The organism is Dyadobacter ginsengisoli DSM 21015 (assembly GCF_059568735.1).
Map to the genome: position 1 here is coordinate 29,166 of NZ_JCANTY010000008.1, position 11,947 is coordinate 41,112.

At 46.8% G+C, this 11,947-nt stretch carries 17 protein-coding genes and 1 tRNA gene; 10 read left to right on the forward strand and 8 right to left on the reverse strand.

The annotated features are described in order from the left end of the window. The first annotated feature begins 52 nt into the window (after nt 1-52). Nucleotides 53-322 (forward strand): hypothetical protein, encoded by a 270-nt coding sequence (locus BP71_RS27740; protein ID WP_496384835.1) that lies wholly within the window; start codon nt 53-55, stop codon nt 320-322. Between the two features lie 75 nt (nt 323-397). Further along, nucleotides 398-799, forward strand: a complete 402-nt coding sequence (locus BP71_RS27745) for a hypothetical protein (protein WP_496384836.1) — start codon at nt 398-400, stop codon at nt 797-799. Here BP71_RS27745 and BP71_RS27750 read toward each other — a convergent pair. Then, nucleotides 794-1,204, reverse strand: coding sequence for a hypothetical protein (locus BP71_RS27750; protein ID WP_496384837.1), 411 nt, complete (start codon nt 1,202-1,204; stop codon nt 794-796). The two genes, BP71_RS27745 and BP71_RS27750, sit on opposite strands and share 6 nt — an antisense overlap. Before the next feature lie 50 nt (nt 1,205-1,254). On the opposite strand from BP71_RS27750, the gene BP71_RS27755 reads away from it, so the two are divergent. The 3 genes from BP71_RS27755 to BP71_RS27765 all read left to right on the forward strand — a co-directional run bounded on the left by BP71_RS27755 (nt 1,255) and on the right by BP71_RS27765 (nt 2,529). Beyond that, nucleotides 1,255-1,581 (forward strand): helix-turn-helix domain-containing protein, encoded by a 327-nt coding sequence (locus tag BP71_RS27755; RefSeq protein WP_496384838.1) that lies wholly within the window; start codon nt 1,255-1,257, stop codon nt 1,579-1,581. 229 nt (nt 1,582-1,810) lie between these two features. Further along, nucleotides 1,811-2,200, forward strand: a complete 390-nt coding sequence (locus BP71_RS27760; RefSeq protein WP_496384839.1) for a hypothetical protein — start codon at nt 1,811-1,813, stop codon at nt 2,198-2,200. An 80-nt stretch (nt 2,201-2,280) separates the two neighbouring features. Then, on the forward strand, nt 2,281-2,529 hold the full coding sequence (locus tag BP71_RS27765; protein WP_496384840.1) for a DUF7683 domain-containing protein: 249 nt from the start codon (nt 2,281-2,283) through the stop codon (nt 2,527-2,529). 105 nt (nt 2,530-2,634) lie between these two features. On the opposite strand, the gene BP71_RS27770 is transcribed toward BP71_RS27765, so the two are convergent. Continuing rightward, nucleotides 2,635-3,930, reverse strand: a complete 1,296-nt coding sequence (locus BP71_RS27770) for a site-specific integrase (protein ID WP_496384841.1) — start codon at nt 3,928-3,930, stop codon at nt 2,635-2,637. Nucleotides 3,931-4,156: 226 nt separating this feature from the next. Next, nucleotides 4,157-4,229, reverse strand: a tRNA-Lys gene (locus BP71_RS27775). A 101-nt stretch (nt 4,230-4,330) separates the two neighbouring features. Here BP71_RS27775 and BP71_RS27780 point away from each other — a divergent pair. Both BP71_RS27780 and BP71_RS27785 read left to right on the forward strand, forming a co-directional pair. Then, entirely contained in the window at nt 4,331-5,065 is a 735-nt protein-coding gene (locus BP71_RS27780; RefSeq protein ID WP_496384842.1) for an SH3 domain-containing protein, read from the forward strand. 76 nt (nt 5,066-5,141) lie between these two features. Continuing rightward, complete coding sequence (locus BP71_RS27785) at nt 5,142-5,606, forward strand: CHRD domain-containing protein (protein WP_496384843.1); 465 nt, start codon at nt 5,142-5,144, stop codon at nt 5,604-5,606. 60 nt (nt 5,607-5,666) lie between these two features. Here BP71_RS27785 and BP71_RS27790 read toward each other — a convergent pair whose 3' ends face one another. The 4 genes from BP71_RS27790 to BP71_RS27805 all read right to left on the reverse strand — a co-directional run bounded on the left by BP71_RS27790 (nt 5,667) and on the right by BP71_RS27805 (nt 8,450). After that, nucleotides 5,667-6,902 (reverse strand): DEAD/DEAH box helicase, encoded by a 1,236-nt coding sequence (locus BP71_RS27790; protein ID WP_496384844.1) that lies wholly within the window; start codon nt 6,900-6,902, stop codon nt 5,667-5,669. An 86-nt stretch (nt 6,903-6,988) separates the two neighbouring features. Further along, a complete protein-coding gene (locus BP71_RS27795) occupies nt 6,989-7,291 on the reverse strand; it encodes a chaperone modulator CbpM (RefSeq protein ID WP_496384845.1) in 303 nt (100 codons plus the stop codon). Between the two features lie 7 nt (nt 7,292-7,298). Continuing rightward, nucleotides 7,299-8,180: a DnaJ C-terminal domain-containing protein gene (locus tag BP71_RS27800; RefSeq protein ID WP_496384846.1), complete on the reverse strand. Its 882-nt coding sequence runs from the start codon at nt 8,178-8,180 to the stop codon at nt 7,299-7,301. Nucleotides 8,181-8,228: 48 nt separating this feature from the next. Next, the gene (locus BP71_RS27805; RefSeq protein WP_496384847.1) at nt 8,229-8,450 is read right to left on the reverse strand and encodes a VF530 family protein; all 222 of its coding nucleotides are present in this window, start codon (nt 8,448-8,450) and stop codon (nt 8,229-8,231) included. Between the two features lie 99 nt (nt 8,451-8,549). Between BP71_RS27805 and BP71_RS27810 the strand changes: the two genes are divergently transcribed. Then, a complete protein-coding gene (locus BP71_RS27810; protein WP_496384848.1) occupies nt 8,550-9,533 on the forward strand; it encodes a Gfo/Idh/MocA family protein in 984 nt (327 codons plus the stop codon). 236 nt (nt 9,534-9,769) lie between these two features. On the opposite strand, the gene BP71_RS27815 is transcribed toward BP71_RS27810, so the two are convergent. Further along, a complete protein-coding gene (locus tag BP71_RS27815; RefSeq protein WP_496384849.1) occupies nt 9,770-10,069 on the reverse strand; it encodes a hypothetical protein in 300 nt (99 codons plus the stop codon). Between the two features lie 169 nt (nt 10,070-10,238). Here BP71_RS27815 and BP71_RS27820 point away from each other — a divergent pair, with 169 nt between their 5' ends. Both BP71_RS27820 and BP71_RS27825 read left to right on the forward strand, forming a co-directional pair. Then, a complete protein-coding gene (locus tag BP71_RS27820) occupies nt 10,239-11,108 on the forward strand; it encodes a methylated-DNA--[protein]-cysteine S-methyltransferase (RefSeq protein ID WP_496384850.1) in 870 nt (289 codons plus the stop codon). Nucleotides 11,109-11,244: 136 nt separating this feature from the next. Next, the gene (locus BP71_RS27825; RefSeq protein ID WP_496384852.1) at nt 11,245-11,850 is read left to right on the forward strand and encodes a hypothetical protein; all 606 of its coding nucleotides are present in this window, start codon (nt 11,245-11,247) and stop codon (nt 11,848-11,850) included. Nucleotides 11,851-11,947 lie beyond the last annotated feature (97 nt).

An 11,947-nucleotide genomic window follows, 5' to 3' on the forward strand; every position in this document is an offset into this window, starting at 1 on the left:
GAATGCAAGCAAGTAATGAAGGCGTTCTGGCTACATGTCCCGCACTTTTCCAATGAAAACCCAAGAGCAGATACTGAGAGAACTGTCAGAAATCAGGGAAGCTATTGTCAGAATTGCAGGTACATCAGCACTTCCCTCCGAAGAGCAATTTTCCGAAGCCTCACTGGATAAAGTTGCCCTGGAGTTAAAGAAGCTTTCCATCAAAAGAGGTGAATGGATCGATGACAGGGATCTGAGCAGATATTTTAAAGGGGTCTACAATGGGGGAAGGTTCATCCGGGAAACATTCGGATTTAATGATTTTTTCAAGAAGGGGAAATAATACTATTACCGGAAATCCAGCATTATCCGTTTATCCCAAGAATTGAAATCCCGAAATGTCGACTTGGCCCGATACATGGAGCTTAAAGAGAGTGAGGCAAAATTCCAGGAAAAAGTCTCCGCGGTTGCTGCCGCAAACAAAAAGCAAAAAAAGAAGCCTCCATTTCAGTTACCTGATTCCCTAAAAGACATTACTACCGAAGACTTTCATCCAGCAGTTGAAATTGTTGAAGCCGAACTAAGCAAGCTACGTGAACAGTTTGCCAAAGAAAATCTTTCAAAATATATAGATGTCTACGGTGGTCATGCAATGATGAAATTCCGCTATCCATTTTCAGGGTTTGCCGAAAAGGAGATAAAATCCAAATGCAGGCGCTGGTGCGACCAATACAACATGGCCTGCGATGCACTTTCGAAGTTGAGTGGAAAAGGGAAGAAATTTACCCCACCGGAAGACCCTAATGCCTATGAATTATGACGGCTTCCTCTTCCTACTGACTACAATTTTGAGCACTTCCGATTCGAGGTACATCGCCTTTGTTCTGCCTTTGACCAGTTGTGGTTTTACGATGCCCGCGTTTACAGCTTTAAGGAAAGCTGCGTTGCTGGCTCCGGTTAACTTCAAAGCACCTTCTTTGGTGAGCAATTGATCTTGTTGCAACACGCTTTTCAATTCTTCTTTGACAATTGTGCGGACGCGGTCCATGAACTCTTCGACTGTTAAAGAGTGCAGCAGGATGGTTTCCATAAATTTGAAGTTAGGGTGAAAACATAGTGAGTTAGCACAAAACGCTTCTTTGGCTGCAAACATAGGTAAACAGCTGAATATCTGCTCCACATCAGTTTCACCTATTTGAAAATCGAAAGGGTCTAGGATTTCCACATTGCCGATTTTAGCTTTGTTTTCCTGGCAATACTAAAACAGAAAACGTGATGGAAAGGATGAGGGGAACGGATGGGGCTAAAGGCGGCCTGTCGCTAGATCAATTGGTTACGCTTTCAGACTTGAAAAGTGTTCGGGACGAGCTTTTGGCAGCAATTGCCGGGACGAGGGTATCTTCAACAGACACCCCCAAGAAATGGCTCAAATCGTCTGAGGTTAGAAAGCTCCTAAACATTTCACCGGGCAAGTTGTTAGCCCTCAGAGCTAATCGCCAGCTCGCATTTGTGAGACTGGGTGGAGTAATCTACTACGACAGGGACGATATTGAAGCTATGATCCAAAAAGCTAAAGTATCAACCTTGATTGGCAAGGCATGAATACCGCATACCAAACTTCCGGTCGAGGATGTGATGTCCCTCCCAGGCCGGAATACGTGGAGATTTATTTCCTTCAATGTAAGAGGACTGAAAAGGACGCCCGTGAATTCTACCAGCATTACTCACAGCGTTTTTGGCACTCTCCGAGCGGAATGGTTATTCGAGACTGGAAGCGCCTCGCGTGGCAATGGATTTGGAATAGAAGGTGAACAATAACCTAGAGCTACATATGAGCTTTTTCAAACTGTTTAGTCGAAAAAAAGACGATTCCTTCTGGGGTATCCTTAAAAGGTTAAATGTTCACTATCGTTTTGCGGACAAGATCGAAAGGGCTTTTGTATTCTCCGGCGGAGTAATGTATTCCCAAGAGAACTTGGATGGGCTCAGAGCGGCCGTTAGGTCGGACTGCTTGAATCAGTTTCTTGCAGATGGGGATTACGACATAATGGGTAACAATATCGTCGTATTTTGGAGTGAAGACCGTGACGGTATTGCTAAATTATTACTTGTGTTTGATCCATTCGATGTTTTTTCAAATGAGGTTCTACTGGAGCAAATCTCGTCGTCCGCAGAATTCCTGGCTGGGGTGACAGTAAAGAGAGAAATTGAAGTTCCTTAGTTAGTTATGTCTGCCCGGATCGAATCGACAATAATACCTGATCATTAGAGAATTACCAACCATTAAAGTATTAATGAAGCATGAGCGTGAATCGTGAAATCATCTGGTTCAGAAAGGGCACCGAAGATGAAGTTGGAACTTTGTATGTTGATCAAATTTCGCTGGACGAGTTGGTTCAAATTTTTGAGCGCTATGACGATGACCCGTTAATGTACATGGTCTATGAGGTTACCCCGCAGCAGTCATCAGATTTGTCGCGATGGGTAGAGCATGCTTTTGAGCACGAAAAATATGATTACTTTCTCTATTGTTGGCAAGCTTATCGGTAGATCGGCAAGTAGGCGAATTCCTAACCAACTCAGGTAGTGACAGTCCCTTAAAACTTGTCCAGTTGGGTTAGCCGCTGGCGGCGATGCCAGCGGCTTGCGACATTATTAACTCGATACCGTCCTTAGTTTTCCGGAATTCGTAAACAGCTTCTGCTTTACCAAGGCCATGTGGTCGCTAATCCGTTGCTTTCTCACCCGAGCGTAGCGTTGGGTCGTACGGATGTTTCGATGTCCAAGCATTTTACCGACATCTTCCAAGGGCACGCCATTGTTGAGCATCATGTCGGCGAACGTATGACGGGCAAGGTGCGTGTTGAGCGGCCTTTTGATCCCGCAGATCACCGCAAGTTCTTTGAGATAAACATTGTACCGGAAATTGCTGTTGACCGGGATTAGCCGGTTATTGACCTTACAATAGGGATGGCTTTTGTATTTATCGATCAGATCCTGCACAACGGGCAGAATAGGCACCATTTCAGTCACCTCGGTCTTGCCCCTGTCTTTGATCAACCACTTTTCACCCGATCTGCCAACCTTCACAATATTCTCAGGCGAAAGATTGTACATGTCCTGATATGCAAAGCCTGTAAAGCATTGGAAAATGAAGGCGTCGCGCACTTCTCCGATCCGGTCGATGTCGATCTGCTTCTTGTGAATGGCCTCCACTTCAAATAGCTCCAAAGGCATTACTTCTTTATTGCCGCCCGAGCAAACAAACCCTTCCAGCGGGTTGGAAGCGATTACTTTCTTCTTAACACCTGTCTTGACGATTTGTCTTGTCCATTTCACCAGCTTTTTGGCAGTGACTTCGGAAAGCGGCTCATCCAGGTGAAGGGTTAAATAATCGTAAAACTCTTCGGCAAAACACTGATCGATATCGATCATCTCGATATCCTTCCGTTGAAACCGGAAACGGATGAATGACTCGACTTTACGTTTGGTCGAACGCCAGTGCCTTAATGTCCCCTCGGAGCGGATTCCTTTCTTAGCTTTCTTTTCGAAGATCGCGATGAATTCATCGAAGGCTGCTAGCAGCGTTTGGCTGGGCCCGGCAACCTTTTCCGGCTTTGTTTTGGAATGAGTCAATGGCAAGCCCAGATATGCATTTTTCAGCATCACCGGCGTCACATGGTTAAACTGGGATTGCAGCACGAGAAAGTGTTTTTCTATCTCAGCCTGTGCCTGGACGATTTTTAGATTGATCATCTTAGCTTCCGAGGTCGTTGCGGTCACCAGCTTGGCATCGCTGTTCCAAAAGTCGGGATGGATCTTTTTGCCAAGAGAAATGTCAGTGTCGGTTCCGTCGATGGTAATCCTGACATAGATGGGTGCTTTTCCGTCTTTGGAGGCCTTACCCCGGTACAGCCAGAATAGCAATGACAGATTTTGTTTGAACTTCATGCTCGCACATTTTAAGGTTGGTAATTGTGTCCGTGGAGAACCTTAAATCAAAACCGCCTCAATCAAACATCTGATTCGGTCACCTAATTTACCGAATCCAACAGGTGACCGAATAGGTGACCGAATGGATTGGTTCATTATGATTCAGACTGGCCTGCCTTTTTGTAAAATGTGCTGATTATCAATGCATTTTAAACAAAAAAGGCACACTTTCGTGTGCCTTCTGTGATCCCGCTGGGATTCGAACCCAGGACCCATACATTAAAAGTGTATTGCTCTACCAGCTGAGCTACGGAATCTTTTTTCTACTACCCCCGGAGGGTTTCGAACCTTTGCAACCTTGGATTAGCCGTGGCGTTTTCCGTAATTGCGATGCAAAAGTAGAATTCTTAAAAGTATAATGCAAATCCAAGATAAGAAAAACCTGATTTTTTCGTTGTTATTGCTGCCTTTCTGGATGTCGGGAGCGGCATTTTGTGCCAACCCGAAAGAGCTTAAAACAGCTGATTCTCTGTTCGCTATGGCCAAGTACCAGGAAGCCCAGGTACTCTATAAAAAAAATTTCAACCTGGACGAAAAAAATAGCCAGGCACTCCTTTTGAAGCTCGCTTTCCTTGCTGAAAAAACAAACAATTATACCGACTGCCTTTTTTTTCTCAGCAAACTGGCCCTTATCCAGCCTTCCAGGCACCTTTTTGAGAAAATGGAAAAGCTCGCCAGCGAGCAAAATCTAAGTGGTTATGAATTTGATGATTACAACTATTTTATAATATTTTATCGCAGATATGGCGACTACATTCCAATATTGCTTCTAACTTTGGGCACCTACATAGTTATCATAATGGTTACAAAGACACGTAGAAAGGAGCCCATTTTACAGATTCATAAAATATCCATAGTTGTTTATCTGCTGGCATTGCTTGCAATTTTAAATGTGCCTTCTCTCTATCAAACGTGCATTATTGTCAATGAAAGTACTTTCCTGCGTGACGAGCCCTCCTCGGCCGCGGCGGTTGTCGAACAGGTCGGAAAGGGGCATAAATTGACGATTATCGGTTCTGTGGACCATTGGGACCGGGTGATTTGGAACAACCGGATCGTCTATATCCGCAAAAGTGATCTTTGGAATATCTGACAGCGAAGTGGTATCATTTTTGCAGCATTTAAGTTTGTATGTATATTTAGGAGTTAAATTTTTAAATTAAAGATGTATGAAAAAGCCAATGAAACGTTTTTTACTATTAATCGCAGGAGTTTTAATGTTAGGATTTGTTTCTTCCTGCAAAGAGGAAGGCCCTCACAAAGATGACATTGTGAAGTTCTCAGCTGTTATCAATAGTAGCGCTACGGTTCCAAAATCTACATCGTCTGCACAAGGCACAGGTGTTTTTGAATACAACAAAAACACGATGGAGCTGAAATACAATATCAACTACCAAAATATTACACCTACTTCTGTAACGATCAATGCGGCAAATCCAGCGTGGGAGGCAGGTCCGATCCTTTTTACAGTAGCGGACAAGCCGACCGGCACGCAGGTTCAGGGTTCAGTGAAGCTGAACACTGAACAGCAAACGCAACTGATCCTCGGTATGTTTTATGTCAATATTCCTACCGCTCAGGCTTTTTACGGTGAAATTCGTGGGCAGATCCTGGCTGACAAATTCGAAGAATAAGCTGCAACACATCCAAAAAAAAGGCTTTCGGGAGCGATCCTGAAAGCCTTTTTTTTGGTCCTACTTTTTACCCTTCTTCTTTCGCCGTTGTTCGAGTGCCTCCACTTCCCGCATCAATGCACCCAGGTCATTGGTGGTATCGGTAGTGAAATCGAGTGTCTGTGCATAGTCGGTCGCGCTGATCTGCACCACGGCTACGGGTTTGTCCAGATAGCCCTGGATTTCTTCCAGCAATGGCTTTTCTTCCTCACTGCAGAACGACACGGCGAGTCCTTTCTGCGTCCCGCGTCCCGTTCTGCCGACCCTGTGGACATAATTTTCAGGTTGCTCCGGCAAATCGTAGTTGATCACGTAATCCACATTCGGAATGTCGATTCCGCGTGCGCTTACGTCCGTAGCTATCAATACTTTAATGGTTCCCTTTTTAAACTCATTCATAGCAATCAGCCTGTCCGCTTGCTCCTTGTCGCCATGAATGGTGATGCTCTTGATCTCCATTCTTTCCAATGCGCTGTATACGCGCTCGGCGCGTACCTTTGTGCGTACAAACACGAGTATCTTTTTATCCGGATATTGTTTGATAACCCGTTCCAGGAAGAACCGCTTGTCGTCCATGGCCACAAATGCGACAGAGTGATCGATATTTTTGGCAACAGGGTTCTTGGGCGAAATCTGGATCCGGATGGCATTTCTTACGAGTGAATAGGCTAGCTTTTTAATTTTCTCGTCGATGGTCGCTGAAAAAAACAGGGTTTGCCGCTTCTTCGGAAGATGCTTGATGAGGTCCTGGATGTCTTTGATAAATCCAAGATCTAGCATGTGATCCGCTTCGTCGAGAATAAGCGTATCCACGCGGTCGAGTTTAATGTGTCCCTGGCTTACCAGGTCGAACATCCGTCCGGGCGTGGACACCAGAATGTCGATCCCCTTTTCCAGGCGTGCTATCTGCGGGCCTTGCTCCACGCCACCGAATACGCTGAATGTCTTCACGCGGGTGTGTCGTGCAATGTTGTTAAAAACCTCGGCAATCTGAATGGCCAGCTCGCGGGTGGGAACCATCACGACGCACCGGATGCCTTCCGAACGGCTGGAAGATTTCTGTTTGTGGAGTTTATCGATAATAGGAATGGCAAATGCGGCAGTTTTACCGGTACCGGTCTGAGCGATGGCCAGCACATCTTCTCCCTTCATGACGGCCGGAATGGCCTTGAATTGGATGTCAGTGGGTTTTCGGAAGCCTGCTGTTTCCAGGCTCCGCTTGATCTCTGCTGCAATAGCGTAATCGTCAAATTTCATAGGCAAATAACGGGCAGGCATGAATGGCGCCTGCCCCGGATTTAAATGGGAGTGCAAAGATAACCGCTTATCCGGCAATGCGCGATTTATTGTCGCGCGGGCTCGTAAAACCTGAGTTGGTTCCGAAGTGTGCCTATTTCTCTTTCAAGGTAATCGATACGGTCCAGCAGTGCCTGCACAGCCCCGATGCCTTCCGCATTGATAGCGAGATCATGGTGGAGGCGGACCATGCGTTCGATGCGGTTCAGATGGGGGATATGTAAAAATTTCGCTTCTCCGACGATGACCGTCTCGATCAGGTCATGGTCCTGCAATGTTTCCAGAAACGAATATTCCACACCATAATAGGAGCAGAATGACTCGATGGCTACCAGTTGATCATTTTCCATATCGTTTTCAGGATTTAGATAGTTCTGTAAACAACTCTTTCTGACGCTCGTTCAGGTTGGTAGGAATCTTGATGTCGAAAGTAACATACAGGTCCCCGAACTTGCCTTCCTGCTTGTACACGGGGAAACCTTTACCCTTTAATCTGACTACGCTGCCGTTTTGTGTTTCAGGCTTGATGGGAAGTTTTACTTTGCCGCTCAGGGTTTCGATCACCAATTCACCGCCAAGTACTGCGGTATAAAGGTCCAGATCCGCCTTCAGATGCAGGTCATTGCCTGATCTCCTGAATTCCTCATCTGTGCCGACCGAAAATGTAATATACAGGTCACCGTCAGGGCCGCCATTGCTGCCTTTTCCGCCATGACCGGCAATCTTGATTGTCTGGCCGTTTTCGACACCGGCCGGAACAGTAATGCGGATGTTTTTGTCGTTAACGGTCAATGTCTGCTTATGCGTTTCATAAGCATCCCGCATACTGAGGCTGATTTCGGCCTGGTAGTCCTGTCCACGAAAGCGGGCCTGCCGTCCGCCTCCAAAGCCAGATGACGAACCAAACATCGATTCAAAAAAATCGGAGAACCCCTCGCCACCGCCGGAAAACCATTGCCCTTCCTGACCGCCGGCCTGGCTGCGTGCCTGGCGTGCCCGTTCGAATTCCTCACCGTGTTCCCAATCCTTGCCGTATTTATCGTATTTCTTCCGTTTTTCGGGGTCGCTTAATACCTCATTGGCCTCATTCAGTTCCTGAAATTTCTTCTGAGCTTCTTTATCGTTCGGGTTGAGGTCGGGATGGTATTTCCTGGCCAGTTTTCGATATGCATTCTTAATGGCCTTATCGTCTGCATTTTTGTCCAGCCCGAGTATTTGATAATAATCTACAAAAGCCATAAATGTTTTGTCAGTTGAGGTGAATAATCAGTCTTAAATCCGCTATTCTTATTTTCGTTCCTGCATTTTCAAATACAGATCTTCCACTTTCTTTCTTGCCCATGGTGTTTTTCTCAAAAATTTAAGACTCGATTTGACGCTGGGGTCTTGCTGGAAGCTGTTGATATTCACATGGTAACCCATTTGCTCCCAGCCATAGTAGTCCACCAGTTCGTTCAAAATGGCTTCCAGGGTCTTGCCGTGGAGCGGGTTATTGGGTTGTGATTCCATAGGTACCATTAGAAATGTTGCCGTGTATTTTAAAGTAGATTTCTGTCTATAAATAATTATTATGCAGGTTGATTAGTTCAAATCCTAAAAAACTGTCCGATGGATCAGATCAAATGGGGCATTATTGGCTGCGGCAATGTGACCGAAGTTAAAAGTGGCCCTGCATTTAACAAAGTACCCAATTCGTCGCTCGTCGCTGTCATGCGCCGGGATGGCGCACTCGCGCAAGACTATGCCGAAAGGCATGGCGTCCCTAAATGGTACGACAATGCCGACGAACTGATCAACGATCCCGATGTCAACGCGATCTACATCGCCACGCCGCCCGATGCGCATGAAAGCCTGGCATTCAAGGCCATGCGGGCCGGTAAGCCCGTGTACATCGAAAAGCCCATGGCGAGGAATGCGGCGGAATGTGACCGTATTAATGCAGAAAGCAAAAGAACAGGGGTACCCGTATTCGTAGCCTACTACCGCCGCGCATTGGATTACTTCCTGAAAGTGAAGGAACTGATCGATAAGAAAGTGATCGGCGACATCCGCTTTGTCGACATTTGCCTGCAATGGCAACCTTACGATGAAGAAGTGGGTGAAAATCCGAAGCCGCGCTGGCGTGTAAACCCCGAAATCTCCGGCGGCGGGCATTTCCATGACCTGGCATCGCATCAGTTCGACTTTCTTGAATTTGTTTTCGGTCCAGTCAAATATGCCACCGGCATCGCACGGAACCAGGCTGGATTGTATGCGGCGGACGACATTGTGGTAGCCAGTTTCGAATTCGTGTCGGGTGTACTGGGAAAGGGCAGCTGGTGTTACACCGTGGATAAAGAGCAGCGGGAAGATGAAGCGCAGATTATCGGTTCCAAAGGCCGTATTACCTTTTCTTTTTTTGAAAAGTTCGATATTCACGTCGAAACCAGTGAAGGAATTGAAGTATTTCACATACCTTATCCCCAGCATGTTCAGCAGCCGCTGATCGACCTCATCGTGAAGGAGCTGCGGGGCGAAGCGAAGAGCCCCAGCAGTGGCGATTCGGGCGCACGGTCCAATCTGATCATGGATTGGATCACCAAAAGGCAATAATTTCGGTGCAAAAGGATACAAACGAACGAGGTATTGCTGTTATTTAAAAGATTCTTAATACTCCAAAATTTTTAAAGTCATGGCCAAAGGAAAAAATCTGGACAAAGGGAGCACCAAAAAGGAGGCTACGAAGTCCCTGAAAGAAAAACGAGCTGATAAGAAGGCTAAAAAGGATGGTAAAAAAGAATACTGATCCTCCCGAATGGCTCCCGCTACTAAGCAGGAGCCATTTCGCTTTAATAGATCTCCCGGTTGGTTTTGTATTTCGCCAGCCTTTTCCGCGAGCGGACTATTTTTGAATGTATTTTGTTCTTTTCGTCCGGGGTCAGGATGTCGTCGGCCATTGCCTTGTCGATCGTCAGCCGGATCATGTCCTGTTCCTTTTTCAGTTTGCCATATTCCACGGCGGTCAGTTTACGGCTCTTATAGGCCGACTCGATCTGACCACTAAGCTTTCGGAGATCGGCTTTGAAGTTTTGGGAATAGGCATGGGAAGTCAATAAAAGAGTCAGCAGGCTTGCAAAAACTAATTTCATGGCTGTGAGGAAATGTCAAATGTTGCGGTTTGAAAATCGATGTGAATATAATCCGGAATACACAAATGGCGCCAGCGGGGGTTAGTAACTGGTTCCGGTTTTTGCGCAAGTTTCAGGTTGGCTGCCAGGCGTAGAGCTGCCAAATTTGTATCGACAAATTCAAAATCCCATGAACCAGCAAACTTATAATTACGACAAAATCGCCAAAGCCATCGAGTTCATCGTGGCCAATGCGAAAGAACAGCCATCGCTATTCGAGGTAGCGGATGAGGTCAGCGTCAGCCAGTTTCACTTTCAACGTCTTTTCTCTGAATGGGCGGGGGTAAGTCCTAAAAAATTCCTTCAGTACATCACGGCCGGATATCTTAAAGACAAAATCAAAGATTCGGCTAATCTGGCTGAACTGGCAGAATCTGCCGGACTTTCAAGCCAGAGCAGGGTGTACGACCATTTCATTTCTATCGAAGGGGTAACACCACATGAATACAAAAGTGCCGGCAAGGGGTTGACAATCAGCTATGGATTTCATGAAACGCCTTTCGGGGACTGTTTTGTGGCAGCTACCGAACGAGGGATTTGCGCCATGGCATTTGTGGACGACAGCAACCGTGACCTGCAATTGATCGAGCTCGCCCGCAAGTGGCATCACGCAACGATCAGGCCCGATCAGCCTCTGACGGCAGGGTTTGTCCAACGTATTTTTCAGCCCGCCGGAAGCTCCCTTGAGAAACTTCCGCTGCTGGTCCAGGGGACCAATTTCCAGCTCAAAGTTTGGGAAGCATTACTTAAAATACCCAAGGGTGCTGTTACGACCTACCGGCAAATCGCGCAGAGCATCGGCAATCCGAATGCGGTGCGCGCCGTGGGTACGGCAGTCGGAGACAATCCCATTGCCTACATCATCCCATGTCACCGGGTAATACGGAAAGAAGGTGTTTTGGGTGAATATCGCTGGGGGGCTTTACGCAAAAAGGCATTGATCGGATGGGAGGCAGCCCATCAGGATGAGGAATATTTTGCCCAGGAACAGGCTTCCTGACGGCGGTCGGATTCGTGCAAATTGTCTTCGTAATTGATTGTATGACAATTAGCTAAAACCGCAGCGGAAGCATTTGTGCCTGTTGGACTGATATTGGAAGCATAGCCGCAAACTATTAACCAAATCAGTATCAGACATGAAAAAGAAATTGATCCTATCTATGGCGGTTATCGCCATGATTGTTACCGCGACCTCGGCAAGTTACGCACAGTTCTCTCTCGGACTGCAGGGAGGCATTGCAAAATCCAATGTAGAGGATTCAAAAACCGTAGCAGGTGGGGGTGTGAACCTGCGGGTGTTCGCCGCTCCCCAGTTTGCAATAGGGGTAGCCGGTAAGATCTACGCCGATGGAAGCGATTATCGCGTTGCCGGACAGAACCTGAGTACAACCGGAACACTTACGCCCGTTACCGGAACGCTCGATTACTTTTTTACAACAGGCGTGATCCGTCCGTACATAGGTGGTGACGCGGGGGTTTATTTTTCCAAGTACAAAGCAAAATGGAACGGCGAAACCGTGCTGGAATCGTCTAAGCACAGTAACTTCGGTGCGGCGCCCCGCGCTGGTGTGGTATTTGCATTCGGAAACCTCGGTATACAGGTGGAAGGCATCTATCATTTTGTATTCGGTAACAAAAACCACAGCTCTGAAACAGGTTCTCCCAACAACATCGATTTTGAGTCGACCTCCAAGTTCGGTGGTGTAAATGTGGGTGTCATTTTCGGGTTGGGCGGCAAGTAGCAGCTAGCTGATATCAACTTACCCCAAAACGCGTCGAGAGACGCGTTTTTTTGTTGTGAGGACTTCCGGCGTTAACTTGCCCCGTTTAATCCATTTG